This is a genomic window from Micromonospora sp. CA-269861, from assembly GCF_050948505.1.
GTDB lineage: Bacteria > Actinomycetota > Actinomycetes > Mycobacteriales > Micromonosporaceae > Micromonospora.
Window position 1 is genome coordinate 6,122,657 of sequence record NZ_CP192014.1, and the last position, 25,586, is coordinate 6,148,242.

The window sequence follows — 25,586 nt, forward strand, 5'->3', positions numbered from 1 at the left end:
TCGATCACGAAGTTAGCGGCGCGACACGCCGAGAGCGACGTCGCCAACTCCATGATCACCGGCAGTGGGGCGGGGGTGGGCAGGGCGGAGGGGCGGGGCGGGGCGGGGCGGGGGTCAGGTTAGGTGGGATTCCAGGACGTTGAGGGCCTCGGGGACTGTGGTGGTCACCGTCAGGAGGTCGCGGCCGGCGGGCTTGAGGAAGGTCTGGTCGGCGAGCGCGTCCAGCCAGTCCAGCAGGGGGCGGTAGAACCCGTCGGTGTCGATCAGCACCATCGGCTTGGTGTGCAGGGCGAGGGTGGCGGTGGTCCAGACCTCGAACAACTCGTCCAGGGTGCCCAGCCCGCCGGGCAGGGTGAGGAAGGCGTCCGACTTGTCGATCATCAGGGTCTTGCGGCTGGCCATCGAGTCGGTCACCAGCAGCTCGTCCGAGGCCAGGTCGGCGACCTCCAGATCGACGAGCGACTGCGGGATCACGCCGATGGTGCGCCCACCGGCGGATCGGGCGCCGTCCGCCAGCGCGCCCATCATGCCGACGCAGCCACCACCGCTGACCAGGGTGTGCCCGCGCCGGGCCAGCTCCGCGCCGGTCTCGGCGGCCAGGTCCAACCAGCGCTGATCGAGGGTACGAGAGGAGGCGCAGAAGACGCAGATCGCCGCCATCAGTCGTGGTCCCGGGCCTGCTCGGCGGCGGCCTGCTGGTCCGCGCCGGTGCGGGCGACGGCCTCCTCGCGGACCGCCTCCTGCTCGGCGGAGAGCGCGGCCTCGGCCGCGACGATGTACCGGACCGCCTCGTTGACGTCGTCGGTGAGACAGATCAGGTCCAGATCGACCGGTCCGATCTTGCCGGTGGCGGCCATCGTGTCGCGCAGCCAGTCCAGCAGACCCTGCCAGTAGGCGACACCCATCAGCACGACCGGGAACCGGGTGACCTTGCCGGTCTGCACCAGGGTGAGCGCCTCGAACAACTCGTCCATGGTGCCGAACCCACCGGGCAGCACGACGAACGCCTGGGCGTACTTGACGAACATCGTCTTGCGGGCGAAGAAGTAGCGGAAGTCGATGGCCAGTTCGACCCAGTCGTTGATGCCCTGCTCGAACGGGAGCTCGATGCCGAGCCCCACGGAGAGCCCACCGGCCTCGCTGGCGCCCCGGTTGGCGGCCTCCATCACCCCGGGCCCACCTCCGGTGATCACCGCGTAGCCGGCTCGGGCCAGCGCGCCGCCCAACCGTTCGGCCAACTGACACTCGACGCTGTCCGGTGCGCTGCGCGCGGAGCCGAAGACGCTGACCGCCGACGGCACGTCGGCGAGCGTGTCGAAGCCCTCGACGAACTCGGCGAGGATGCGCAGCGCGCGCCAGGCGTCCTTGGTCTTCCAGTCGCCACGCCCCCGTGAATCCAGCAACCGTTGGTCTGCGGTACTGCTCGAGATCGCCCCCCTGCGCAGAGTGACCGCACCGCGATGCCGTTCCTGTCCCGGACCGCGACCGGCCTCCCGCCCGTTGCTCTGGTTCATGGGGCAACCGTAGTGGAGCAGCACCGGTCGGGTGCGCGGGGCGGGAACGCCGAGAAATATCTCGGGATCATGGGCAACTATTCGGCGCTCCCGTACGTCTTACTATTCACATACCGGGTATGCCCGGGCGCGCGCCTTCGGGGGAGGAGACAGCGTGATCAGCAACAGCGAGATGATCCGGATCCGTCGCCAGATGCAGAGACGGATCCGAGACGTGGTGGCCGAACGCCGCCGCACCCGCCAGCAGAACCCGATCCCCAGCTCCCCCATCCCGTCCGGAGCCGATCAAGAGGTTTGCGTCGCCGATAACGGGCCCGGCTGACGCAAACCTCTTGATCACCGGCGGGCCGCGGCGCGGGACCGGAGCTGGGGTCGGGGTCGGGGTCGGGGTCAGGCCGGGGCCAGCCAGCGGTGCAGGGTTGCCGCGCCGTCGCGGATCTTGCTGATCTCGACGTGCTCGTCGGGGTGGTGGGCGAGGTTCGGGTCGCCGGGGCCGAAGTTCAGCGCGGGGATGCCCATCGCCGCGAACCGAGCCACATCAGTCCAGCCCAGCTTGCCGATCGGCGCGGCGCCGACCGCCGCCAGGAACTCCTTCGCGGGGGCCGCGTCGAGCCCGGGCGCGGCACCGGCAGCCGCGTCGGTGACTGTCACCTCGAAGCCGGCGAACACCTCACGCAGGTGCGCCTCCGCCTCGGCCGGGGAGCGATCCGGGGCGTACCGGTAGTTGACCTCGATCTCACAGTGATCGGGGATCACGTTGCCGGCCACGCCGCCGTTGATGCGCACCGCGTTCATGCCCTCGCGGTAGTCGCAGCCGTCGATGGTGACCCGGCGCGCCTCGTACGTCTGGAGGCGTCGCAGCACCTCACCGGCGGCGTGGATGGCGTTCACCCCGTGCCAGGAGCGCGCCGAGTGGGCGCGTACGCCGGTAGTGGTGACCACCGAGCGCATCGTGCCCTGGCAGCCCGCCTCGACGATGCCGTACGTCGGCTCCAGCAGCACCGCGAAGTCCGCCTCCAGCCACTCCGGGAACGCCTGTGCGACGAGGTTGAGCCCGTTGTACTGGGACTCGATTTCCTCGGCCTCGTAGAAGAAGTACGTCACGTCGTAGCGCGGTTCGGGCAGCGTCACCGCCAGGTGCAGCGCGTACGCGGTGCCGGACTTCATGTCGGAGGTGCCGCAGCCGTACATCAGGTCGCCGCGCATGGTCGACGGGAAGTTGTTGTTCAACGGCACCGTGTCGAGGTGCCCGGCCAGCACGACACGCTGCGATCGGCCGAGGTCGGTACGCGCCATCACCGTGTTGCCGTACCGGTGGGTGGTCAGGTGCGGTACGCCCCGCAGCACTTCCTCGACACAGTCGGCGATCGCCTTCTCGTTCAAGGACACGGACTCTATGTCGACCAGAGCGCGGGTCAGCTGCACCGGATCGGCGAGGACCTCGGGGGTCAGCGGGTTCTCCATGGTTCGCACGGTACCTTCAGGTCTGTCAGCGCGAGGAGCGAGCCGAGGTCAGCCCGGCAGCGACCGAGAGGTGTAACAGTGACGTCCGCAGATTCCGCCTGGGGCATCGGCCTGGCTACGGTCACCGCAGACGAGCAGGTGCTCGATACCTGGTACCCGACCGGCAAGCTGGGCCTGGGCGAGCTGCCACTGGTCGCCGGCGAGGACAAGGCGGACGTGCTCGACCTGCCGCCGGCAGCGCTCGGTGACCGGCCGCTGCCCGGTCTGCGTACCGTGCAGGTGGTCACCGTGATCGGCTCGCTCGACGACCCGATCAAGGACGCGTCCGACGCGTACCTCAGGTTGCACCTGCTCTCGCACCGCCTGGTCCGACCCAACCAGCTCAACCTGGACGGCATCTTCGGCAAGCTGGCCAACGTGGCCTGGACGTCCGCCGGGCCGTGCCCCCCGGAGCGGGTGGACGAGCTGCGGGTGATCGAGCGGGCCGCCGGCCGGCACCTGGCGGTGTACGGGGTCGACAAGTTCCCCCGGATGACCGACTACGTGGTGCCCTCCGGTGTGCGGATCGCGGACGCCGACCGGGTACGCCTCGGCGCTCACCTGGCCGCCGGCACCACGGTGATGCACGAGGGCTTCGTGAACTTCAACGCCGGCACCGTCGGCACCTCGATGGTCGAGGGGCGGATCGTGCAGGGTGTGCTGGTCGGCGACGGCTCCGACATCGGCGGCGGGGCCTCCATCATGGGCACCCTCTCCGGTGGCGGCACCGACAAGATCAGCATCGGCGAGCGGAGCCTGGTCGGCGCGAACGCCGGCGTCGGGATCTCGCTCGGCGACGACTGTGTGGTCGAGGCGGGCTGCTACATCACCGCCGCGTCGAAGATCACGCTCCCCGACGGCCGGGTGGTGAAGGCCCGGGAGCTGTCCGGTGTCGACGGCCTGCTGTTCTGGCGCAACTCGGTCACCGGCGGGCTGGAGGCCCGACCGCGCACCGGCCGGGGCATCGAGCTGAACGCCGCCCTGCACGCCAACGACTGACGGACCCGCCGGGTCCGCGGCATTCGGCCGCGGACCCGGCGGGGTACGCCTCAGCGCAACCGGTACGCCTGGATGATCCGTTGGGTCGCCGTGTTGCCGTCGGCGTCCCGGGCGGTGGCCCGCAGCGACACGTGGCCGGCACCGGCCGGATGCCGCAACAGGGCCGACCAGCCGTCAGCGGAGGTGCGGACCAGCCGCGCCTTGCCCCAGGTCTTCCCGCCGTCGTACGAGACGTCGACAGCGAGCTTCTCCACCCGGGCCGCCGGAGCGCCGGGCTGCCGCTGCACCCGCACCGGGACGACGAAGCCCTGACCGGCCGGAGCACTGTTGTCGACCCGCAACGGCGGCGCGAAGCGCACCACCGACAGGGGCAGTCGGGCCGGCGTCTCGCCGGCGACGTGCCGCGACCGGAAGGTCCAGCTGGATTCCACCTCGGTGCTCAGGTCGGTGAGGCTCCGCTTCGACGACGTGACGAGCCGGTAGTCCGCCCTACCCGGTGGCACTGTGAACTGTCCGTAGCCGGCGTACTCGCTCTCGCCGACCAGCTTGCCGTCCCGCCAGAGCTTGGTGCCCTCGCTGTCGCTCAGCGAGCCGCCCGGATGCCCGGCCGCGTCGCTGAAGATCGGCACGTCGACCAGGATGGTGTCGCCGAGCCGGGTGACGCTCTGTTCCGGCCAGCGCGGGTTCGGGAAGGACGGCGCGTACGGGGCCTGGTTCCAGATCTCCTGCACCGTCCGCCCGGCCCGGTACGCGGTGGGGGTGGAGAAGAGCACCGCCTGCGGGATCAACCAGCCCTCCTCGTCCCGCGTTCCGAAGTAGATGTCGGATTCCCACTTCACACCCTTGGTGTTGTAGTGCTCGACCCGCTCGCCGGGCACGGCGGTGGGCAGGACCAGGGCGGAGCCGCCGACGTTGTACTCCAGCACGGGGTACACGATCCGCTCGGCCTCGATGCCCGGGTTGCCACCACGGAACCGGTGCACGACGGTGGCCAGGTCGCGTCGGGTGTAGTTGCGGACGAACCCGGTGGGCATCCGGCCCGGGATCGCCTCGGCCAGCGCGTACAGGAACGGGCTGTTGTCCGGGTCCGCCCTGGTCCACTGGCTGCTGACGGTGGCGACGAACTTGTCGGCGGAGATCGGCTTGCCGATCTGACCGCTGGTCAGGCCGGTGAACGTCTCCGCCCAGAGCCCGACGCCGTACCCACTGCCGTCGTCGGCCGTGAAGTTGCCGCTGACGTCGATCAGTTGCGGGACGGCGGTTCGGTCCGGCACTGTCGTCCGTACCGGCTTGGCCCGGCGGGCGTCGACGACGATCCGGGTGTCCCGCTCGACTGTCACTTCGGGCTGCATCAACAGCGACATCCCGCGCTGCTCATCCTCGGGACCGGGCTCGAAGACGAGGCCGCTCAGGCCGTACTGCCCCTTGGGCACCCGCACGGTGGCCACCCCGTCCGAACTGACGAGGTCCCAGGCGCCGTAGGTGTCCAACCCGAGCAGGAGGGTCCAGTGATCCGCGGTGCGCGCACCGGCGCGGTTCAGGTGCTCAACGGTCAGCGTGTAGCTCTCCACCTCCCGGTTCACGGCCAGCGGGGTGACCGCGACCGCCGCACCGGATCGGGCCACGATCCGCCCGGTCCAGTAACCGTCGGCGTCGCCGAGCCGCGTGTCCGTGGTGACGGTGGTGGCGGCCGTGCCGCCCGCCGGCACGGTGAGTTGGTCGGCGCCCAGCTCGAACAGGCCGGCCGGCAACGCTCGACCGCCGGGGCCGGCGCCCTCGATGCTCAGGTCCAGCGTGACCGGTGCCGGGCCGTCGTTGCGCCAGGTCACCGTGCGGGTGATCGGGGCGTCGTCAGCGTGCGGCCAGAGCGTACGCCCGAAGGAGACGCTCACCGGGTCGGTGGTGACCTGCTGGGTGATCGCGTGCGCGACGTCGACCCGACCGGCGCCCTGCTGGTAGGCGGTCTGCTCCGGGTGCGGCTTGGCGGCGGCCATCAGGGTGGCCTTGAGCCGGTCGGCCCGCCATCCCGGGTGCTGCTGGGCGAGCAGCGCCGCCGACCCGGCCACGTGCGGGGTGGCCATCGAGGTGCCGGAGAGCGTGACGTAGCGGTCCCCCACCGGATCGCCGATGACGCCGTTGGCGGACCGTGCGGCGACGATGTCGACGCCGGGCGCCGTGATGTCCGGCTTCAGCGCGTCGTCGCCGACCCGGGGACCCCGACTGGAGAAGTCGGCCAACTCGTCGTCGCGGTCCACGGCGCCCACGGCGAGCCCGGCGTCGGCGCTGGCCGGGGAGCCGACCGAGCCGTCCACGCCGTCGTTGCCGGCGGCGAGGACGAAGAGCGTGCCGGTCTGCGCGGTCAGGGTCTGCACAGCCTCCTCCACCGGGTCGACCTCCGGGGTGTCCCAGCCGCTGAGGCTCATGTTGACGACGGCGGCCTTCTTCTCCACCGCGGCCCACTGCATGCCGGCCAGGATCGCCGAGTCGGTGCAGCCGGCATCCTCACAGACCTTGCCGTCCAGCAGCGTCGCGTCCGGCGCCACACCCCGGTACTTGCCGCCGGAGGCGGCGCCGCTGCCCGCGATGGTCGAGGCCACGTGGGTGCCGTGGCCGACCGTGTCCCGAGCGTCGGCGACCTCGGTGAAGTTGCGCGCCTCGGCCACCTTGCCGGCCAGGTCCGGGTGGGTCGCGTCGACGCCGGTGTCCAGCACCGCGACCGACACTCCCGAGCCGGTGAACCCGGCCGCCCAGGCGGCGGGCGCGCCGATCTGCGGCACGCTGTGGTCGAGGGTCACCCGTCGACGGCCGTCCAGCCAGATCCGTTCGACGCCCCCCGCCGCGTCGAGCCGGGCCGCAGCGGGACCGGTGGTGACCGTCGACCAGACCGCGCCGAGGGAAGCCTTGTCGCTGTTCAGGGCGGCACCGCGGATCACCGGCAGGTCGCGGATCACCCGCGTGCCGGGAAGTGCGGCCGGGGTGCGCCGCGCGTTGCCCGTCGAGCCGTACGCCACCAGCAGCGGCAGGGTGTTGCGGTGGGCGTCGTCGTAACCCGCCTCGACCAGCCCGGTGATGTCGAAGAGTCGCCGGTCCACCCGGCCCGAGCGCAGCAACGGAAGAGCGTCCGTCGGCGTCACCGAGAGGCGTCCGCGCTCGCGCTGGACCAGGAACTGCACGTCCTCGCGGCCGACACCGGGCCGGACCGAGGCACCGGAGGCGGTGACGGTGACGCGGTCACCGGTGATCAGCGTGACGGTGGTCGAGCGGTTGGCGGTGGGTCCACTGGGGGCGGTCTGTTGGCCGGCGCCGCCGGATGGGGCGGGCGCGGCGGCCGTGGCCGAGGCGGGAGTCGGCGCGGAGAGCGCCAGCACGAACACGAGGCCGAGAGCGGCCAATCTTCTTCCCTGGTGCAACGGATCCTCCTCGTCAAGCGTCTTGATGTATGGGAGTCACATTGACAACCCAGAATTGCATACTGCGTATGTAAAATGAAGGCCGAAAAATGACGGACCCGCCACAAGCCGACGAACCGGGCCGGCATGATCGGGCGGTGACCTCCATGAAGGACAAGATGCTCGCCGGCGAGCCATACATCGCCGACGATCCCGAGATCATCGCGGACCTGGATCGGGCCGCCCGGTTGATGGAACGCTTCAACACCAGTCCCGCGGCCGACCCACCGGCAAGGATCGCGGCACTTCGCGAACTCCTCGGCGAACTGGGCGAGGACGCCTGGATCCGCCCACCGTTCTACTGCGACTACGGCTGGCAGATCCGGATCGGCCCGCGCAGCTTCGTCAACTACAACGCCGTCTTCCTCGACGTCGCTCGGATCACCCTCGGCGCGGACGTCCAGGTCGGCCCGAACGTCCAACTGCTCACGCCGACGCACCCGGTCGAGCCCGGCCCGCGACGCGACAAGTGGGAGGCGGCCAAGCCGATCACCATCGGTGACAACGTGTGGCTCGGCGGTGGCGCGATCGTGCTGGCCGGCGTGACGATCGGCGCGAACACAGTCGTCGGCGCGGGCGCGGTGGTCACCCGTGACCTGCCGGCCAACGTGGTGGCGGTCGGCAACCCGGCCCGGCCGATCCGCGAACTCGGCTAGGCCGCCGGAGGCTCCGACAGGCGGACCACCAGGTCAGCCCGGCCGGCGGTGGGGGTGATCAGGGCGGCGTTCGACTCGTCGCTGCCCAGCGCCCACGCCCGCGCCTGCTCCGGGGACCGACCGAACGCCTCGTGCCGGGCGGTCAGCCGACGATGCCGCACCTCGGCGTTCAGGTCGAGAAACCACGCCTCGTGCAGCAACGGTCGGATCTCCTGCCAGGGGAAATCCTCCAACAGCAGGTAGTTGCCCTCGGTCACCACCAACCGGACCGACGGCGGCACCTCGATCGCGCCGGCCACCGGCTCCTCCAGCTCCCGGCGGAACTCCGGCGCGTAGACCGATGTCGGCTCCAACCGGTGCAACCGGCGCAGCAGCGAGACGTACCCGTTGGCGTCGAAAGTGTCCACCGCGCCCTTACGGTCGGCGCGGCCCAACCGGACCAGCTGCGACTGCGCCAGGTGGAACCCGTCCATCGGCACCAGGCGGGCAGCCGACCCGACCTCGGCGACGATCTGCTCCGCCAGGGTGGACTTCCCGGCACCCGGCGCACCGGCGATGCCGAGCAGTTGTCGCGGGCCGGCCTCGGCAAGCGACAACGCCCGCGCCACCAACTCGTCGGCGGACAGCACCTGGGCCGGCGGCATCAGCCCAGAACCGGGTCGCTGATGGTGAACCGCGCCTGCACCGCGGCCTGCACGGTCTGCGGTTGCGGGTCCAGCTCGAGCTCCGGCGGACCACCGCCCGCGCCGCCGCCCCCGGCGAAGGCCGCACGGGCGAACATCGGCCGGTCGGCGGGGCCCGCGTCGGCCAGCTCGATCAACGAGGTGACCCGGGCGCCCAGCGCCTCCGCGTACTCCCGGGCCCGCAGCAGCGCGTCGCTGATCGCGTCGTGCCGGGCCGCACGATGGGCGGGGCTGTCCGGACGAAGCTCCCACCACGGGCCGGCCACCTCGACCTGATCCTGGTCGGCGAGCCGGAGCATCAGCTCACCCAGCGCGGTGAAGTCGGTGACCGTGACGGTGGTGGTGACGCTCCCGTGCCAGGCGACCACCCGCTCACCCGAGCGTCGGGTCTCCGGTCGCACCCGCAGGTCGCCGGTCTCCCGCCGCGCCACCGCCGGCCCGGAGCCGTCCAGCAGCACCCGGACCGCCGCGGCCCGCTCGGCCAACCGGGTCAGCGTCGCCTCCCGGTCCCGGTCGCGGGCCGTCGCGGTGACCGCGAACCGGGCCAGCTCGGGCGGCACCTCCCGGTACGCCTCGCCGCGCACCTGCACCACCGGACCGTCCACCGCCATGCCCCTCAGCCTAGTCAGCCACGGGAAGCCACGCGGCGTAGGAAACGGCGTCCGGGTCGACCTGACACCCCGTCAGATGCCCACCGGCGCCGCCCAACTCGCGAAGCCAGGTCACCTCGGCGTCCTGGTCGCCGTCGAACGAAAACCGCCGGGACTGACCGGTGAACCGTCGGTCCCGCAGCGCCGACCGGGCCGCCCTGGCCTCCGTGTAGCGGGCGATGAGCGCCTGGGCGTCGTCGGCCCGCAGGGCGGCGGCCAGCCCGTCCAGGAACGCGCTGACCTCGGCCAACTCGTGCAGTACCCGGTCCCGGTTGCCGAGCAGCATGTTCGCGGTCCGTTCCGCCGGAGTGCCGGCGACCCGCGTACCGTCGGAGAAACTCCCCGCGGCCAGCGCCAGCACCGCGTCCCGCAGTGGCGCCCGCTGCGTCGCCCCGGCCAGCGCACCCGCCAGCAGGTGCGGCACGTGCGAGGCGAGCGCGGCCACCGAGTCGTGTGCCGGCGCGGACATCGGCACGACCCGGGCGTCGAACAGCTCCGCGAGCAGCCCGGTCAACCAACGGAAAGCGGCCAACGCGGCACCGGGAGCAGGGCAGAGCACCCAGGCCGCACCGGCCAGCAGGGTCGGCGAGGCGGCGGTCAGGCCGGCGGACTCCGCGCCGGCCATCGGATGCCCCGGGACGAACCGTTGGGTGAGCCCGAGCCGATCGGCCGTCTCGGTCACCTCCACCTTGGTGCTGCCGACATCGGTGAGCACGCAGCCGGGCCCGGTCAGCTCGGCGACCCGGGCCAGGGTGTGCGGCAGCGTGGGCAGCGGGCCGCAGAGGAAGACCACGTCCCGGTCGGCCACGGCCTGCTCGATCGTGGCCGGGGCGACCACACCACGGCGTTGGGCGCGCTCCCGGGTGGCCGGGTCCGGATCCCATCCGACCACGTCCAGGCCGGCGTCGGCCAGACGCAGCAGCACCGAGCCACCGATCAGCCCGGTGCCGATCACGGCGGCGCGCACCCTGGCGTACCGCCCGGTCATGCCGTCGGTCATCGCCGGGCCGCCCGGGGTCAGGCCCGGAGCCGGCCGGCGACCGCGGCGATGTGCTCGTCGGACTCGGTCAACGCAACCCGGACGTACTGCCCGGCGGTCGGGCCGTAGAAGACGCCGGCGGCGGCCAGGATGCCGCGACGGGCGAGCCAGTCGACCGTCTGCCAGCAGTCCTCACCCCTGGTCAGCCAGAGGTAGAGGCCCGCCTCGGAGTGCTCGACGGTGAACCCGGCACCGGTGAACGCCGCGCTGAGCACCTCCCGCCGGGCGCGGTAACGCTCCCGCTGCTCCTCGGCGTGCCGCTCGTCCTCCAGCGCGGCGACCATGGCCGCCTGCACCGGCGCGGGCACGATCATGCCCGCGTGCTTGCGGACCTTGAGCAGCTCGGCGACGAGCGCCGGGTCGCCGGCGACGAAACCGGCCCGGTAGCCGGCGAGGTTGGACCGCTTGGAGAGCGAGTGCACGGCGAGCACCCCGGCATAGCTGCCCCCGCTGACCTGCGGAGACAGCACCGAGACCGGCTCGGCCGACCAGCCCAGTGGCAGGTAGCACTCGTCACTCGCGACCACCGCGCCACGTTCGCGGGCCCAGTCGACCACCTTGCGCAGGTGCGCCGCGGGCAGCACCCGGCCGGTCGGGTTGCCGGGCGAGTTGACCCAGACCAACCGGACCCGCGGGGTCGGCCCGACCGACGTGAGCGAGTCGGTACGGATGACCGTGGCGCCGGCCAGCCGGGCGCCATCCTCGTAGGTGGGGTACGCGATCGACGGCACCACCACCACGTCACCCGGGCCGATGCCGAGCAGCGTGGGCAGCCAGGCCACCAGCTCCTTCGAGCCGATCGTCGGCAGCACACCGAGACCGTCGACGCCGGCCCCGCAGGCTCGGGACACCCACGCCGCGATCGCGGCCCGCAACGCCGGGGTGCCGGCGGTCAGCGGGTAACCGGGAGCATCGGACGCGTCAGCCAACGCCCGCCGGATCACCTCGGGCACCGGGTCGACCGGCGTACCCATGGAGAGGTTGATCAGGCCCTCCGGATGCGCCGCGGCCAGGGTGGCCGCGGCGTCCAGGGTGTCCCAGGTGAACTCGGGCAGCCGCGACGAGACCGGCGCGGGCCGGTTCAGTGGCCCTCGCCGCGCGGCGGCTGCGCGGCGACGAAGGTGGCGTCCTTCTCCACCTTGCCGACCTTCGAGGCGCCACCGGGCGAGCCCAGGTCCTCGAAGAACTCGTAGTTCGCGCCGGTGTAGTCCTTCCACTGCTCCGGAACGTCGTCCTCGTAGAAGATCGCCTCCACGGGGCAGACGGGCTCACAGGCACCACAGTCGACGCACTCGTCGGGGTGGATGTAGAGCATCCGATTGCCCTCGTAAATGCAGTCGACCGGGCACTCCTCGATGCATGCCTTGTCGAGCACATCTACGCACGGCTCGGCGATGATGTAGGTCACCGGTCTTCTCCTCCGCAAGACTCGCCGCGATCTCCCGCGACGGTAAGAGCCTAGTATCTCGCCGGGGAGGGGGTCGATCGTGCTCCGACAGCAGGATGTGGGACACCGAATCGTGGTCCGCCGGATTGTGGGGATTCGCGAGGGCCGCCCGCAATTTTCCGATGCCCTCGGCGAGCTGGTCGAGCTGAGCGAGACTCATCTCACCCTGGCCACCGCGCAGGGACAGCTACGGGTCCCGGTGGCGCAGGTCCACCGCGCCAAGCGCGTACCCCCGACCCGTCGGCCGACCGCCGCCTCGGTCGTGGCGCTGGAACGGGCCGCCGACGAGGCCTGGCCCGCACCGACCCGGGGCCGGCTCGGCGACTGGCTGCTCCGGTCGGCCGAGGGCTGGACCGGGCGGGCCAACTCGGCGCTGCCGATCGGCGACCCGGACCGACCGCTGGCGGCCGCGGTCGACGCGGTGGAGCGCTGGTACGCCGACCTGGGCCAACCCGCGTTGATCAACACGCCGCTGCCCCTCGCCGCACCTGTCGGCGCCGAGTTGGACGCCCGCGGCTGGAGCGCCCGTCCACCGACGCTGGTGCAGACCGCACCGCTCGCAGTGCTGACGTCGACGCCCGCCAACGGCCAGGCCGGCGGATGGGGCGATGCGAACGTCGAGCTGGACACCGCGCCCAGCGACGAGTGGCTCGCCATCGCCGCCGGCCGCAAGGGCGGCCTGCCGGACGCCGCCCGGCACGTACTCACCGCCGTGGACCGGGTCCGCTTCGCCCACGTGTACGCCGACAGCGCCCTGGTGGCCGTCGGCCGCGGCACGGTGACCGGCCAGGGGCGCTGGCTGGGCCTCAGCCTGATCGAGGTACTGCCGGCGGCCCGCCGACAGGGGTTGGCCCGCCGCGTGATCCACGAACTGGCCACCTGGGGCGCCTCCGGCGGCGCGACGCACGCGTTCCTTCAGGTCGAGCAGCGCAACACGGCGGCGGTCACGCTCTACCAGCGGCTCGGCCTGGTCACCCACCACACCTACCTGACCCGGGTCGCCCCAGACTGACCCGGACCGCCCCAGACGAGGCGGGCCCGGACGAGGGTGAGTCGGGCTGGGCGGTGGTCAGCGGCGGACGACCCGGCGGGGCTTGGCGGCCTTGACCTGCGCGTACCGCTTGAGCTGCTGGGAGCGGTAGTCACGGCCGAGCGCGGTGAGCACGAGGTAGCCGATCAGCAACCCGGCGCCGGTGGCGAGCAGGTAGAGCCAGATCTGGGCGAAGAAGGTCCCCGCGCCACCGGCGAACGGGTTGTGACCGACCAGCAGGGGCCCCACCAGCACGGTCAGCAGCATCGCCACCGGCACCACGAGGGCCATGTCGGCGGACCATCCCGCCAGTGGCCGGCGGCTACCCCAGCGGAAGGCGACCACGGCGAGGATCAGCCCGATCACCGTGAACATCGCCAGCGAGACCCGGTCGGCGGCGACGTCGTCACCGTCGAAGCCGAACCTGATGATCAGTCGGGCGACCACGTTGACCGCGAACAGCGCCGCTACGAGCACCCCGATGTCACGCCACCGCTTGTCCATCGCCGGACCCTCCTGCCGTGCGCCCCGTCGCGGGGTTCGCATCCCTGGCAGGAATATTTACCACCCTTACCTGGGAGACGTCATCAGCCGGCAGCACCCCGGCGTCAGCCGCCGAGCATGGGCGGCTGCGGCGCGAGGATCTGCCGGAAGCCCATCACCGCGAACGTCATCGCGCCGGCCACGATCATGGCCAGCCCGACCCAGTTGTCGCCGGCCAGCAGCAGGTCACCCTCGTTGGTCCGGATGGCGGCGACCACCATCAGCGCGAACCACGGCACCGCCGGCAGCGCCACCGCCCAGCGACGCCCGACCGCCTCGTACGCGAACCAGCTCAGCACGATGTTGGCGCCGATGGCGAGGACTACCGACACGCCGATGAGTTGCCCGCCGACGCGGAGCGTGGCGAGCAGCAGCTCCAGTACGCCGGTCAGCACTCCGGCGACGGCCACGACGATCGCACCGATCACCCGCAAACCCAGGTCCACCAGTCGCGGCGGTGGCCCCGCCGGGGGCGGGGCTTCCTGGTCGTCCACGACCGTCATCGGTGCGGCCGGCAGGGTCACCGGAGACCCGCCGCCGCGACCGGGGACCGGTCCGGGGCGGTCTCCGCGGGCAGGCCGGCGAAGAGGTCGTTCTCCCAGCCGTACGGCCCGGCGCCTGGGCCCTTCTCGCCCACCGCGAGGGTGAAGTACTCCACGCCCATGAACTCGCCGCCGAAGTTGCCGGCGATCGAGTAGAGCCAGGAGTTGGCCGGGATCTGGGTGGCGTGTGCCCGCATCGCGGCCTCCTTGGCCGCGTGCTGGTCGGTGCCGTCGATCCGGGCGGCGATCTGGGCGTCCGGGGTGCCGAAGGGCAGGTCGGCGATGTCCTCGATGCCGCCGAACGGGTTGTCGGAGGACTCGGCGAAGTGCGTCATGCCGGCCTCCAGGACGCTGAGCGGCATGGCCGTCCAGTAGACCTTGACCGGGGCACAGCCCTCGGCAGCGGCCAGCTCGACGGCACGCATGGCCACCCGGTGCGCCTGGATGTGGTCGGGGTGGCCGTAGAAGCCGTTCGGGTCGTACGTGATGAGCACCTGCGGGCGTACCTCTCGCATGATCTCCACGAGATGCCCGGCGGCCTCGTCGAGGTCGGCCTGCCAGAAGGCTCGGGGGTGCTCGTTGGTCGCGAGGCCCATCATCCCGGAGTCGCGGTAGCGGCCGGCACCACCGAGGAAGCGGTGGTCGCCGACGCCGAGCGCGGCACACGCGGCAGCCAGCTCGGCGACGCGGTACCCGCCGAGCTGGTCGGCCTCGGCGGCGGCGAGCTGGGCCAGCGCGGGCACGTGGATCTCGCCCTCCTCGCCGAGCGTGCAGGTCACCAGCGTGACGTGCGCCCCGTCGGCGGCGTAGTGGGCCATCGTCGAGCCGGTGCCGATCGACTCGTCGTCGGGGTGCGCGTGGACCAGCAGCAGGCGGCGGTCGGGCAGCATCGTCACGACGGTCACTCTAACTGGCAGTTCGGCCCGGCCAACGCTGACGCGTCCACCCAGGTCGGCCACATCACCTCCGCTCCCGCTCTACGATTTGGGCTGTGGACTTTCCGGAGCTGGCCGCCCGCACCCGCCGGTTCAGCCACGGCGCGCCACGCGCTGTCTCGGTGGCTGAGGACGGCTCCCGGGTGATCTTCCTGCGCTCGGCCGGTCCCGAGGATCCGGCCGACGCGCTCTGGCTGTTGGACGTGGGCACCGGTGCGGAGCGGCTGGTCGCCGATCCGGCGACCCTGCTGGGCGAGGACGGGGACGTCCGGTCCCTCTCCCCCGGCGAACGCGCGCTGCGCGAGCGGCTGCGCCTCAGCGCCGCCGGCATCGGCTCGTACGCGTTGGACGCCGCCGGTCGGGTTGCGGTGTTCGCGCTGGCCGGGCGCTTGTTCCGGGCCGACCTTGTGCACGGCGACGTGGTGGAGGTGGCCGCCGTCGGCCCGGTGCTGGACCCACGCCCCGATCCGAGCGGGCAGCGGCTGGCGTACGTGACGGACGCGGCCGACGGTGTGCGCCGGGGTGAGCTGCGGGTGATCGACCCGGACGGCACCGACACCCTGCTGGCCGGCGAGGACGCCGGGGTGAGCTGGGGGTTGGCCGAGCACATCGCGGCGGAGGAGTTCGGCCGGTTCCGGGGGTACTGGTGGGCGCCGGACGGCCGCATGGTGCTCGCCGCCCGGGTCGACGAGTCCCGGCTGGAGCGGTGGCACCTGCACGACCCGGCGGAGCCGGCCAGCGCGCCGACGGCCGTCGCGTACCCCCGGGCTGGTGGGCCGAACGCGGAGGTCAGCCTGCACCTGCTGGACCTGGACGACGGCTGGGTCGACGTGCACTGGGACCGGGAGACGTACCCGTACCTGACCGGGGTCAGCTGGGGCGAGGGCAGCCCGTTGATCACCGTGTTGCGCCGTTCGCAGCAGCACGGGCTGGTGCTGGCGGTGGACCCACGGACGGGTGAGACGCAGGTGCACGCCGAGCTGGCCGATCCGCGCTGGGTCGAGCCGATCGCCGGCACACCGGCACACCTGCCGGACGGCCGGGTGCTGGTCGGTGGGGAGTTGGCCCACGACGGGTACGACGCCCGCTGTTTGTTCGCCGACGGCACCCTGCTCACCCCGCCGTCGCTGTACGTGCGGCGGGTGGTGGGTCGGCTGCCGGCCGCCGCCGGCCCGGCCGACCTGCTGGTGGAGGCGAGTGACGGCGAGCCGAGCGAGCGGCACCTGTTCCGGGTCCGCACCACCATCGGCGGTGGGGTGGACGCACGCCGGCTCACCACCGACTCCGGCTGGTACACCGCCGCCGTGGGCGGGGACGTGCTGGCCGTCGGCGTCGCGTCGCTTGATCATGCCGGGGTGCGCTGGACGGTGCGCCGCGGCGATCAGGAGATCGCCGAGCTGCGGTCGTTCGCCGCCGCCCCGCCGTACTCTCCGCTGCCGCTGCTGGAACGGGTGACCGACCGGCGGCTACCGGCGGCGGTGCTCTACCCGGACAACCACGTGACGGGCCGGCGGCTGCCGGTGCTGCTGGACATCTACGGCGGCCCGGGGCACCAGGAGGTAGTGGCGGCGCGGGCCGCGTGGTTGGAGCGGCAGTGGTGGGCCGACGCCGGGTTCGCGGTGGTCACCATCGACAACCGGGGTACGCCGGGCGTGGCGCCGTCGTTCGAGAAGGCGATCCACCGTCGGGTCGCCGACGTGATCCTGACCGACCAGATCGACGCGCTGACCGCGCTCGCCGGAAAGCACCCCGATCTGGACCTGGGTCGGGTGGGAGTACGCGGGTGGTCGTTCGGCGGGTGGTTGGCCGGGTTGGCGGTGCTGCGCCACCCGGAGCTGTTCCGGTGCGGGATCGCGGGTGCCCCGGTGACCGACTGGGCGCTGTACGACACCGCGTACACCGAGCGTTATCTGGGGTTGCCGGAAGACGGCCTGGACATTTACGCACACCACTCGCTCGTCGAGTTGGCCGCCGAACCGGTCACCGGGCCGGACCAGGCCCGCCCGTTGCTGCTGGTGCACGGCATGGCCGACGACAACGTGGTGGCCGCGCACACGCTCCGGCTCTCCGCGGCCCTGCTGAGCGCCGGTCGACCGCACGCCGTGCTGCCGTTGACCGGGGCCACCCACCTGGCCGCGAACGGCACCGCCGAAAGGCTGCTCCCGCTGGAGCTGGATTTCCTCCGTACCCACCTGCTGTGAGCGGCAGCCGGGTGGCCCGCACTCGCACGATCGCGCTCAATCCAGGATCGAGTGGTGTCCCCGGCGTCAGATGGCCACTCGATCCAGGATCGAGCGTGACCTTGGGCAAGCTGGCCGGGACTGGGCTTGGGCATCCGAGCAGGCACAATGCAGCGGTGTCGGATCTCACGAAGCCACTCGGCTACCGCCTCATCACCGGGCCCGATGATGCTGAATTCTGCGCCCGCGTCAGCGCGCTTCTCGATCAGGGCTATCAGCTGCATGGATCGCCGGCGCTGACCTTCGACGGCGAACGCGTCATCGCCGCTCAAGCGTTGGTGCTGCCGCGCCCCGTCGGCTCCGAGGCGCCCGTGGGAAGCGCCAGGTAGCGACGCACACTCAAGCCCAACGCGCGTTACCCAGCGGCAGGCTGACGATCACCAACGTTCGATGAGGTGTTCCCGACCCTGCGGCGGATCGTACGGTTCGGGCCAGTGGTCGACGATCTTGCTGATCAGCCCATGCTCGGACATCTCCACCAGACGCACGCGTCCTGCTGCTCGTCACCGACGCGAACGTCGAGCAGCAGGGCCGCGAAGCGGGCGTCGGCGATCACCAGTCGCGCCCACGCCGGGACGTGAATCTTGGACAGTTTCCGTCAGCGTGAAACGGAAACTGTCCAAGATCTCCTGTGCGCGCAGCGGCAAGCGGCGGTGATCTTGGCAGTCCACGTCAGCGAGGCCGATGAACGGATACGGTGCGGCGGAGTCTGACGTAATCGACGCCGCAGGTGCTCAGGGGCGTGCGTCGTACTGGGTCCGGGCTTCGAAGACGCGGTCCATGTGCGTCTCCGCCCAGCTTTTGATCGCGATCATGACCGGGAACAGTTCATGGCCGAGCGGGGTGAGCTCGTAGTCGACGCGGACCGGCACCGAGGCAGTGACCGTGCGGGTGACCAGGCCGTCGCGTTCCAGGGTGCGCAGGGTCTGGGTGAGCATCTTCTGGCTGACGCCGACGATGCGCTGGGCGAGCTCGCCGTGCCGCTGCGGGCCGTTGACGAGCGCGGGGATCACCAGGGCGACCCACTTGTCGGTGAGCCTGCTCAGCAGCTCACGGGTCGGGCACTGTTCCAGGAACGCATCGTAGTCGCGTTTGGCCTGCTCGCGGCGTTGCGCTGCGGTCGACGTCGCCATTGTTGCCCCCTTTGGTGCCCTAGGCACTTCAAGGTACCTACTTTCTCACAGTGTCTATGGTTCGTACGGTCGTGGTGATCACGAAATCCCACGAAGGAGACGGCGATGCGCGCAGTCAGCTATGCACAGTTCGGAGGGCCGGAGGTCCTGCACGTGGCCGAGGTGCCGGTGCCCGAGCCGGGGCCGGGGCAGGTGCGGGTACGGGTCGCGGCGTCAGTCGTACACCCGGTCGATCTGATGGTCCGCTCCGGTCGGTTCCCGGCCCCGTTGCCGACCGGTCTGCCGTACACCCCGGGTTGGGACGTTGCCGGCAGCGTCGACGCGGTCGGCCCGTCGGTCGAGGAGTTCTCGATCGGCGACGAGGTCATCGGCTTCTCGCCATGGCTACAGACCACGGCCGGCGCCCACGCCGAGTACGTGGTTCTCGACGCGGCCTGGCTGACCTCCGCGCCCGCCGACGTCCCCGCCACCGAGGCGGCGACCCTGCCGACCAACGGCCTCGCCGCCGCCCAGGCACTCGACCTGCTCGCGCTCCCGGCGGGTTCCACAGTGCTCGTCACCGGAGCCGCCGGGCAGGTCGGCGGGTTCGTTCTGGCGCTGGCCCGGGCGACAGGTCTGCACGCCACAGGACTCGCCGGGGCCGGCGACCGCGAGTTCGTCGAGTCGCTGGGTGCGGCGTTCCTGTCGCGTACCGACGATCCGACGGGACCGTTCGACGCGGTCATCGACCTGGCCGTGATCGGCTCCTCGCTGCTGGACCTCATCCGGGACGGCGGCGGCTACGTGGCCGCGTCGCCCCCGCTGCGCCCGGAGCCGGTGCGGGGAATCCGGACCCTCGCGCTGGAGGTGCTACCGGACGGATCCCGGCTGGGCGAACTGGTCAAACTCGTCACCAGCGGCGACATCCCGCTCCGGGTCGCTGACGTGTACCCCTTCGCCGACGCGGCGACGGCCCACGAGCGGCTGGCCCAAGGCGGCGTACGCGGCGGCGTGGTGATCGTCCCCTGATCCGCGACGAACGCCTGGCCGTCGCACCTGCCGCTCGCCAGGGCTTGTATCTCAAGCCGCTGGAGATCGCACAGTGGGCGTCGATACGCGGCCAACTCCCCAAGATCGCGCTCGATCCAGGATGGAGTGGCATCCCGGCGGCAGATAGCCACTCGATCCAGGATCGAGCGTGACCTTGGACGCCATCTGGGCCGGCGCGAAGGGCAGCCCGGCGTACTACGAGGGCACGTTCAGCGCCGACGACACAACGGTCACCGGCGAGTGGACCTACCCCGGCGGAGGTGGCTACGCCTCCACGATGACGCGGACCTGAGATCGGAAGGCCGATGCGGCGTCAGCCGCGCCTGCGACGATCGCTCGCGCCCTGCAGGACGGCCGCGACGACGGCAGCCACCGCTGACAGGAGTGTGAGCAGCAGCGCCGGCGCCACGACACCTGTGATGTCTTCGCCGGTTCCCCGCGCCAGCACCATGACCGTGGCGATCCCCGCCACCATCAGGCCACCGATGGCCAGCGCGAGGCACTTGACGATCCTGAAGACGGTGGTTGCATTCCTGGCCATGGTCAACCTCGCAAGGTCTGTCGCGCGTTCCCGGATGATGCCTGCGAACGTGTCGGTGAAGATCCAGAGGATGAAGGCGAGATCTCCACGACCCCCGCCGGCCCGCTCACGGCAGAGGTCGGCGAACGTCTGCTCCATGCTGTCGGCGAAGCGTTCGCGGTACGGCCTCGGATAGAGACCGAGCACCCTCCGGTACCAACGCCGGTATCGCGCCTGTCCGTCCATGGTCAGATACCCATTGCCCTGGGTACGAGGGATCGCTCGTGGGCGATCGCGACGACCTGACGGTATCGCTGCAACTCTGCCGCGAGGGTCTGTCGACCGAGAGCGGTGATGCCGTAGTAGACGCGGCGCTCATCGTCCAGGTTCGGGTCGATCTTCTTGTCGCTCTCGCGGATCAGGCCCGCATCGGTCATCCGGCGGACCGAGCCGTACAGCGTCCCTGGCCCCATCGTGACTCTCCCCTGGGAGTCGGCCTCGACCTGCTTCATGATCCCGTAGCCATGGCGTTCCTGGGTCGAGAGCACGAGCAGGATGTGCAGCACCGCAGGGGTGAGGGGCCCGCCGGTTCTGGTGCTCGCCATGAGGCGAAACTATATCCGTGACGGATATAGGTCAAGCGGTTCGCCGGTTTTCGCCAGGGATCTCGTCGGGACGCCGCACTCGAACAGAAGGGCCCCTCCCGACGGCGCTGTCGGGAGGGGACCCTTCTGGTCTGCGGTGTGACTTACGGCTTGACGTGCGCGTTCACGAACGACGGGTAGCCGAAGACGCTGGAGATGAAGATCCCGCCCGCCTTGGACCCGTGCACGTTGTAGGCCACGTCGACGAAGAGCGGCACCACCGGCGCGTGCTCCTTCATGATCCGCTCGTCGAGCTTGGCCCACTCCGGGCCCTGCTCGCCCGCGGGCAGCGCCGAGATGCGGTCCATCTCGGTGTTGATCGCCGGGTCGTTGAAGTAGGCCTGGTTGCTGTTGCCCTCGGCCTTGATGGTGCGGCCGTCGTAGAGCACCGGCAGGATCGAGGCCCCGCTCGGCCAGTCCGCCGCCCAGTTACCGATGTACAGGTCCCAGGGGTTGTTCTTCTTCTTGATCTCGTCGAGCTTGGCGTCGTCGGAGATGTTCCGCAGCGTGATCTTGAAGCCGGCGCGCTCCAGGTTGGCCTTGAGCTGGGCGCCCTGCTGCTGCTCGGTGGAGTTGTCGGCGACACCGAGGACCAGCTCGGGCGTCTTCCCGCCGAGCAGTTCCTTGGCCTTGTCGACGTTGCCGTTGGCGCCCGCCGGGTACGCGTCGTACGCCTTGAAGCCGATGGTGGCCGGCGGCATCAGCGTGGTCAGCGGCGCGGCGACGGTCTGCCCGCCCATCGCCTTGATGAAGCCCTCGCGGTCGATCGCGTAGTTGAGCGCCTGACGGACCTTCAGGTCGGTGACCCGCTGGTTGTTGATGACCAGCTGGTTGGCGCTCGGCGTCGGCGAGAGGATGCTGCGTGACTTGAGCGTGGCGTCACCGGCCACCTTGGCGACCAGCGAGGCGGGCACGGTGTTGAAGGCGAGCGCGCTCTGGTCGGCGCCGTTGTCGGCGATCACCCGGTTGTTGGCGGCGTCCGCGGTCGGGCCGAAGCTCCAGACGAACTGGTCCGGGTACTGGTGCCGGACCGGGTCGGTCTTCGGGTCCCAGTTGGGGTTGCGGTCCAGGGTGATCTGCACGCCGACCTGGTTCTTGGCGACCTTGTACGGGCCGGACGAGAACGGCTGCTTGTCCAGGTCGACGCCGGTGTCCTTGTCGGCGGGCAGCGGCGCGGTGGTCGGCAGCGAGACCGCGAACGGCAGGTCACAGCGGGGCTTGGCGAACTCGAAGCGCAGCGTCTTGGCGTCCGGCGTGCTCAGGCCCGGCGGCAGCGACGTCTTGTTCTTCTTGAAGTCCCACTTGGTGTCGAACTGCGGGGTGTCGGCCAGCCACTCCTGGATGTAGGTCGGGCCGCCGGACAGGTCCGGGTCGAAGGACCTGGCGATGCCGTACGCGATCTCCTTGGAGGTGATCGGCCGGCCGTCCTCGAACTTCACGCCGTCCTTGACAGTGAATTCCCAGACCTTGCAGTCGTTGTTGACGTTCTTGCCCGGCGTCTCGGCCAGGTCGCCCACCAGGACCAGGCCACCCTTGCCGTCGTCCTTCCAGGTGGTCAGGTAGCGGGCGAAGAGCGGGTTGGCCATCAGACCGGCGAACGAGTACGTCCGCTGCGGGTCGAGGTGGGAGATCGGCGACTCCCGGATGATGCTGAAGGTGCCGCCCTTCGCAGCGCCGCTCACCTCGGCCGCCGGCCCCTGCGAGTCCTTGGGGTCGGTCGCGATGACCCCGGTCTGCGTCCGGTCGGTGTCCACCGTGGTGCCCTCGCCCGTGTTCTTCGAGCACGCACCCAATGCCACAACCAGAGCGATCGCGCCGCCTGCGGCAACCGCCACGCGTGGTCTCATGAAGTACCCCCTTCACCCATGTGCCGTGCGGTTTCGTCGGGGCGAGAACCGCCGACGTCCCGAGGATCGTAAGGAAGAAAACCTACGAGTTGTGTAACAGTTGTCGATAAATTTCGCCACCGGCCGGGCGCTGGCCACCGGTCGGCTCAGCGCAGCCGCACCCGGGGGTCGATGGCCGCGTAGAGCAGGTCCACCAGCACGTTCGCCAACACCACGAAGACCGCGGCGATCAGCACGGTGGCCATGATGGTGGGCAGATCGCCCGAGCGCACCGCGTCCACCGCCGTACGCCCCAGCCCCTGAATGCCGAACGTCGTCTCGGTGATCACCGTCCCGCCCAGCGCCCCGCCCACGTCCAGCCCCGCGATCGTCACCACCGGCGTGATCGCCGCGCGCAGCGCGTGTCGCCCGTACACCTTGGGTTTGGCCAGGCCCTTGGCCCGCGCGGTCCGGACGAAGTCCTCCGACAGCGTCTCCAACATCTGCGCCCGCGACAACCGCGCGTAGATGGCCGAGAAGAGGAAGGCCAGCGCCACCCAGGCGAGCACCAGCCCGCTGGCCCACTTCGCCGGGTTGTCGAATATCGAGGTGTAGCTCGGCACCGGCAGCAGTCGCAGGTTGTAGACGAAGACCAGCAGCAGCACCGCGCCCACGAAGTAGAGCTGCAACGAGGCGCCGGTCAGCGAGAAGCCGATCGCCAGCCGGTCCAGCCAGGTGCCCCGCCGCAGCGCGGACACCATGCCGAGCCCCACGCCGAGCAGCAACCAGAGGATGGCCGCCGGGATCACGATGCTCAGCGTCACCGGCAGTACCCGGGCGATGGTGTCCGAGACGGCCTCGTTGGTGACGTACGACCAGCCCAGGCAGGGCGCGTCGCACCGGCCGCCCTGGGCGCTGCCCAGGTCCCGACCGGTGACGATGCCCTTCATGTAACCGGCGTACTGGCTGATCAGCGGGTCGTTGAGGCCCAGGTCGTCGCGGACCCGCTCCAGCCGCTCCGGGTTGCAGTTCTTCGAGCAGATGCTGCTGACCGGGTCGCGTGGCAGGGCGAAGAACATCAGGAAGGTCAGCACGCTCACCGCGAACAGGGTCAGCGTGGCGGAGAAGAGTCGCTTGAGCAGAAATCGCGCCATGATTTTGACCCCTACCGGGACGACTTCGGGTCGAGCGCGTCCCGCAACGCGTCGCCGAAGAGGTTGAAGGCGAACACCAGCGCGAAGATCGTGATGCCCGGGAAGAACACGTACGCCGGGTCGGTCTGGAGGAAGTCCAGACTGCGGTAGATCATTCGGCCGAAGCTCGGCGTCTCGTCGCTGAGGCCGACGCCGATGAACGACAGCGCCGCCTCGCTGGTGATGAACTGCGGCACGGCCAGGGAGAACGACACCAGGATCGGCGCCCAGATGTTCGGCAGCAGTTGCCGGAAGAGCATGTGCCCCAGCCCGGCCCCGCTCGCGCGGGCAGCCTCCACGAACTCCCGCTCGCGCAGCGCGATCACCTGCCCGCGTACCAGCCGGGCCGTGCTGGTCCAGCCGAAGATGGCGAACACGGCGATCAGCACACCCACCCCGAAGGCGGACGACACCTGCCCCCGCTCACCGTAGAAGCGCAGCGTGATGGTGGGGGTGAGCGCCAGCGCGATGATCAGGAAGGGCATGGCCAGGGTCAGGTCGGTGATCCAGTTGATCACGGCGTCGAGCCAGCCGCCCAGGTAGCCGGCGAGCGCGCCCAGCACGACCCCGATCGTCGCGGTGATCAGGGCCGCCGCGAACGCGATGAACAGCGAGGTCCGCAGCCCGTAGATCAGCCGGATGAAGATGTCCCGGCCCAGCCCCGGCTCCAGACCGAACCAGTGCTCGCCGCTGACGCCGCCGGCGTAGCCCAGAGGCATGCCGAAACCGTCCAGCAGACTCTGGAACTGCTCCCGAGGGCCGATCCCGTAGACCATCTCGATCAGCGGGGCGGCCAACCCCAACAGCAGGAAGAAGACCAGGAGTACGCCGCTGACCATCGCCGTACGATCGCGGCGCAGCCGCAGCCAGGCCAGCTGACCTGGCGAGCGGCCGACGACGCCCTTGGTCGCGGGCCCGCCCTCGGCCCCACCGGACTCGATCTCGGCCAGCGCCACACCCTCCACCGGGGACAGGCTCACGACGACACCTCCTCGGCGACATGGGCAGCCGACCCGGCTGGTTCCCCTTCGGGGAAGTGACACGCGGTGGCCTGCCGGCCACCGTCGCGGGGGACCAGCGCCGGCTCCTCGGTGGCGCAGATGTCCTGCGCCTTCCAGCACCGGGTACGGAACCGGCAGCCGGACGGCGGGTCCAGCGGGGTGGGCACGTCACCGGTCAGCCGGATCCGGCCCGCCGGGCCGAGCTGGGTGACGTCCGGGATCGCCGAGAGCAACGCCCGGGTGTACGGGTGCTGCGGGCGCTCGTAGATGTCCGCCCGGTCGCCGATCTCCACGATCCGACCCAGGTACATGACGGCGACCCGCTGGCAGAAGTGCCGAACCACGGCCAGGTCGTGCGCGATGAACACGAAGGCCAGGCCGAGCTCCCGTTGCAGGTCGCGCAGCAGGTTGACGACCTGCGCCTGGATCGAGACGTCGAGCGCGCTCACCGGCTCGTCCGCGACGATCAGCTTCGGGCGCAGGGCCAGCGCGCGGGCGATCCCGATGCGCTGACGCTGACCACCGGAGAACTCGTGCGGATACCTGTTGTAGTGCTCCGGGTTCAGCCCGACCAACTCCAGCAACTCCTGCACCCGGGCCTTGATCCCACCCGGCGGCTTGATGCCGTTGACCTGCAGGGGCATCGCCACGATCCGGCCCACCGTGTGCCGAGGGTTCAGTGAGGCGTACGGGTCCTGGAAGATGATCTGGAGTTCCTGGCGCAGCGGGCGCAACTCGCGGCGGCCGGCGTGCGTGATGTCCCGCCCGTCGAACTCGATGCTGCCGCTCGTCGGCTCCAGCAGCCGCACCAGCATCCGGCCGGTGGTGGTCTTGCCGCAGCCCGACTCCCCCACCAGGCCAAGCGTCTCGCCTGGTCGCACGTCGAAGTCGAGCCCGTCCACCGCCCGCACCAGACCGGTGGCGCGCAGCCCCTGGCGTACCGGGAAGTGCTTGCTCAGGCCGCGTACCCGCAGCAGTGGCTCATCGGTCATCTCCACAGTCCTCCATTC

Annotated in this window: 27 protein-coding genes; 8 read left to right on the plus strand and 19 right to left on the minus strand. The window is 70.9% G+C overall.

Annotated elements, in window-relative coordinates:
• Window positions 1-114 precede the first annotated feature (114 nt).
• Both ACQP0U_RS28045 and ACQP0U_RS28050 read right to left on the minus strand, forming a co-directional pair.
• Complete coding sequence (locus ACQP0U_RS28045) at window positions 115-660, minus strand: TIGR00730 family Rossman fold protein (RefSeq protein ID WP_433312802.1); 546 nt, start codon at window positions 658-660, stop codon at window positions 115-117.
• On the minus strand, window positions 660-1,514 hold the full coding sequence (locus ACQP0U_RS28050) for a TIGR00730 family Rossman fold protein (protein WP_433312805.1): 855 nt from the start codon (window positions 1,512-1,514) through the stop codon (window positions 660-662). Before ACQP0U_RS28050 ends, ACQP0U_RS28045 begins: the two co-directional genes overlap by 1 nt.
• A gap of 154 nt (window positions 1,515-1,668) precedes the next feature.
• Here ACQP0U_RS28050 and ACQP0U_RS28055 point away from each other — a divergent pair, with 154 nt between their 5' ends.
• Window positions 1,669-1,836, plus strand: coding sequence for a hypothetical protein (locus tag ACQP0U_RS28055; RefSeq protein ID WP_433312808.1), 168 nt, complete (start codon window positions 1,669-1,671; stop codon window positions 1,834-1,836).
• Window positions 1,837-1,904: 68 nt separating this feature from the next.
• On the opposite strand, the gene dapE is transcribed toward ACQP0U_RS28055, so the two are convergent.
• Window positions 1,905-2,978 carry a succinyl-diaminopimelate desuccinylase gene (gene dapE / locus ACQP0U_RS28060; protein WP_433312811.1) on the minus strand — a complete coding sequence of 358 codons (1,074 nt, stop codon included), beginning with the start codon at window positions 2,976-2,978 and terminating at the stop codon, window positions 1,905-1,907.
• Window positions 2,979-3,056: 78 nt separating this feature from the next.
• On the opposite strand from dapE, the gene dapD reads away from it, so the two are divergent.
• The gene (gene dapD / locus ACQP0U_RS28065) at window positions 3,057-4,016 is read left to right on the plus strand and encodes a 2,3,4,5-tetrahydropyridine-2,6-dicarboxylate N-succinyltransferase (RefSeq protein WP_112675716.1); all 960 of its coding nucleotides are present in this window, start codon (window positions 3,057-3,059) and stop codon (window positions 4,014-4,016) included.
• Between the two features lie 50 nt (window positions 4,017-4,066).
• On the opposite strand, the gene ACQP0U_RS28070 is transcribed toward dapD, so the two are convergent.
• On the minus strand, window positions 4,067-7,408 hold the full coding sequence (locus ACQP0U_RS28070) for a S8 family serine peptidase (RefSeq protein ID WP_433312814.1): 3,342 nt from the start codon (window positions 7,406-7,408) through the stop codon (window positions 4,067-4,069).
• A 155-nt stretch (window positions 7,409-7,563) separates the two neighbouring features.
• Between ACQP0U_RS28070 and ACQP0U_RS28075 the strand changes: the two genes are divergently transcribed.
• Window positions 7,564-8,121 carry a sugar O-acetyltransferase gene (locus tag ACQP0U_RS28075; RefSeq protein WP_433312817.1) on the plus strand — a complete coding sequence of 186 codons (558 nt, stop codon included), beginning with the start codon at window positions 7,564-7,566 and terminating at the stop codon, window positions 8,119-8,121.
• Here the strand turns inward: ACQP0U_RS28075 and ACQP0U_RS28080 are convergent.
• The 5 genes from ACQP0U_RS28080 to fdxA are packed head-to-tail and all read right to left on the minus strand — an operon-like array spanning window position 8,118 to window position 11,901.
• A complete protein-coding gene (locus ACQP0U_RS28080; RefSeq protein WP_433312820.1) occupies window positions 8,118-8,765 on the minus strand; it encodes a nucleoside/nucleotide kinase family protein in 648 nt (215 codons plus the stop codon). The genes ACQP0U_RS28075 and ACQP0U_RS28080 overlap by 4 nt on opposite strands.
• Window positions 8,765-9,415: an SIMPL domain-containing protein gene (locus tag ACQP0U_RS28085; RefSeq protein WP_433312822.1), complete on the minus strand. Its 651-nt coding sequence runs from the start codon at window positions 9,413-9,415 to the stop codon at window positions 8,765-8,767. Before ACQP0U_RS28085 ends, ACQP0U_RS28080 begins: the two co-directional genes overlap by 1 nt.
• A 10-nt stretch (window positions 9,416-9,425) precedes the next feature.
• A complete protein-coding gene (locus ACQP0U_RS28090; protein WP_433312825.1) occupies window positions 9,426-10,454 on the minus strand; it encodes a prephenate dehydrogenase in 1,029 nt (342 codons plus the stop codon).
• Between the two features lie 17 nt (window positions 10,455-10,471).
• Entirely contained in the window at window positions 10,472-11,578 is a 1,107-nt protein-coding gene (dapC, locus tag ACQP0U_RS28095) for a succinyldiaminopimelate transaminase (RefSeq protein ID WP_433321234.1), read from the minus strand.
• Window positions 11,575-11,901 carry a ferredoxin gene (gene fdxA / locus ACQP0U_RS28100; RefSeq protein ID WP_030490464.1) on the minus strand — a complete coding sequence of 109 codons (327 nt, stop codon included), beginning with the start codon at window positions 11,899-11,901 and terminating at the stop codon, window positions 11,575-11,577. Before fdxA ends, dapC begins: the two co-directional genes overlap by 4 nt.
• Before the next feature lie 79 nt (window positions 11,902-11,980).
• Here fdxA and ACQP0U_RS28105 point away from each other — a divergent pair, with 79 nt between their 5' ends.
• Window positions 11,981-12,952 carry a GNAT family N-acetyltransferase gene (locus tag ACQP0U_RS28105; RefSeq protein WP_433312827.1) on the plus strand — a complete coding sequence of 324 codons (972 nt, stop codon included), beginning with the start codon at window positions 11,981-11,983 and terminating at the stop codon, window positions 12,950-12,952.
• 57 nt (window positions 12,953-13,009) lie between these two features.
• Here the strand turns inward: ACQP0U_RS28105 and ACQP0U_RS28110 are convergent, their stop codons facing one another.
• The 3 genes from ACQP0U_RS28110 to mshB all read right to left on the minus strand — a co-directional run bounded on the left by ACQP0U_RS28110 (window position 13,010) and on the right by mshB (window position 14,960).
• The gene (locus ACQP0U_RS28110; RefSeq protein WP_433312830.1) at window positions 13,010-13,474 is read right to left on the minus strand and encodes a hypothetical protein; all 465 of its coding nucleotides are present in this window, start codon (window positions 13,472-13,474) and stop codon (window positions 13,010-13,012) included.
• 104 nt (window positions 13,475-13,578) lie between these two features.
• The gene (locus ACQP0U_RS28115) at window positions 13,579-14,016 is read right to left on the minus strand and encodes a hypothetical protein (protein ID WP_433321237.1); all 438 of its coding nucleotides are present in this window, start codon (window positions 14,014-14,016) and stop codon (window positions 13,579-13,581) included.
• 17 nt (window positions 14,017-14,033) lie between these two features.
• Window positions 14,034-14,960 (minus strand): N-acetyl-1-D-myo-inositol-2-amino-2-deoxy-alpha-D-glucopyranoside deacetylase, encoded by a 927-nt coding sequence (gene mshB, locus ACQP0U_RS28120; RefSeq protein WP_433312832.1) that lies wholly within the window; start codon window positions 14,958-14,960, stop codon window positions 14,034-14,036.
• An 86-nt stretch (window positions 14,961-15,046) separates the two neighbouring features.
• Here mshB and ACQP0U_RS28125 point away from each other — a divergent pair, with 86 nt between their 5' ends.
• Both ACQP0U_RS28125 and ACQP0U_RS28130 read left to right on the plus strand, forming a co-directional pair.
• The gene (locus ACQP0U_RS28125) at window positions 15,047-17,191 is read left to right on the plus strand and encodes a prolyl oligopeptidase family serine peptidase (RefSeq protein WP_433312835.1); all 2,145 of its coding nucleotides are present in this window, start codon (window positions 15,047-15,049) and stop codon (window positions 17,189-17,191) included.
• A 155-nt stretch (window positions 17,192-17,346) separates the two neighbouring features.
• Window positions 17,347-17,559: a DUF1737 domain-containing protein gene (locus tag ACQP0U_RS28130; protein ID WP_433312838.1), complete on the plus strand. Its 213-nt coding sequence runs from the start codon at window positions 17,347-17,349 to the stop codon at window positions 17,557-17,559.
• 405 nt (window positions 17,560-17,964) lie between these two features.
• Here the strand turns inward: ACQP0U_RS28130 and ACQP0U_RS28135 are convergent, their stop codons facing one another.
• On the minus strand, window positions 17,965-18,363 hold the full coding sequence (locus ACQP0U_RS28135; protein WP_433312840.1) for a winged helix-turn-helix transcriptional regulator: 399 nt from the start codon (window positions 18,361-18,363) through the stop codon (window positions 17,965-17,967).
• A gap of 105 nt (window positions 18,364-18,468) precedes the next feature.
• On the opposite strand from ACQP0U_RS28135, the gene ACQP0U_RS28140 reads away from it, so the two are divergent.
• Together ACQP0U_RS28140 and ACQP0U_RS28145 are read left to right on the plus strand one after the other, a co-directional pair.
• Window positions 18,469-19,371 (plus strand): NADP-dependent oxidoreductase, encoded by a 903-nt coding sequence (locus ACQP0U_RS28140; RefSeq protein ID WP_433312843.1) that lies wholly within the window; start codon window positions 18,469-18,471, stop codon window positions 19,369-19,371.
• Window positions 19,372-19,540: 169 nt separating this feature from the next.
• On the plus strand, window positions 19,541-19,684 hold the full coding sequence (locus tag ACQP0U_RS28145) for a hypothetical protein (RefSeq protein WP_433312845.1): 144 nt from the start codon (window positions 19,541-19,543) through the stop codon (window positions 19,682-19,684).
• Between the two features lie 21 nt (window positions 19,685-19,705).
• Here ACQP0U_RS28145 and ACQP0U_RS28150 read toward each other — a convergent pair whose 3' ends face one another.
• From ACQP0U_RS28150 to ACQP0U_RS28175, 6 genes are all read right to left on the minus strand, one after another.
• Window positions 19,706-20,158, minus strand: a complete 453-nt coding sequence (locus ACQP0U_RS28150) for a hypothetical protein (RefSeq protein ID WP_433312848.1) — start codon at window positions 20,156-20,158, stop codon at window positions 19,706-19,708.
• 2 nt (window positions 20,159-20,160) lie between these two features.
• Window positions 20,161-20,517 (minus strand): PadR family transcriptional regulator, encoded by a 357-nt coding sequence (locus ACQP0U_RS28155; protein ID WP_433312850.1) that lies wholly within the window; start codon window positions 20,515-20,517, stop codon window positions 20,161-20,163.
• A 143-nt stretch (window positions 20,518-20,660) separates the two neighbouring features.
• The gene (locus tag ACQP0U_RS28160; protein WP_433312853.1) at window positions 20,661-22,403 is read right to left on the minus strand and encodes an ABC transporter substrate-binding protein; all 1,743 of its coding nucleotides are present in this window, start codon (window positions 22,401-22,403) and stop codon (window positions 20,661-20,663) included.
• Window positions 22,404-22,549: 146 nt separating this feature from the next.
• Window positions 22,550-23,536, minus strand: a complete 987-nt coding sequence (locus ACQP0U_RS28165; RefSeq protein ID WP_091406222.1) for an ABC transporter permease — start codon at window positions 23,534-23,536, stop codon at window positions 22,550-22,552.
• 11 nt (window positions 23,537-23,547) lie between these two features.
• Window positions 23,548-24,555, minus strand: a complete 1,008-nt coding sequence (locus ACQP0U_RS28170; protein WP_433312856.1) for an ABC transporter permease — start codon at window positions 24,553-24,555, stop codon at window positions 23,548-23,550.
• The gene (locus ACQP0U_RS28175; protein ID WP_433312859.1) at window positions 24,552-25,568 is read right to left on the minus strand and encodes an ABC transporter ATP-binding protein; all 1,017 of its coding nucleotides are present in this window, start codon (window positions 25,566-25,568) and stop codon (window positions 24,552-24,554) included. The genes ACQP0U_RS28170 and ACQP0U_RS28175 overlap by 4 nt, the downstream gene beginning before the upstream one ends.
• Window positions 25,569-25,586: the final 18 nt, after the last annotated feature.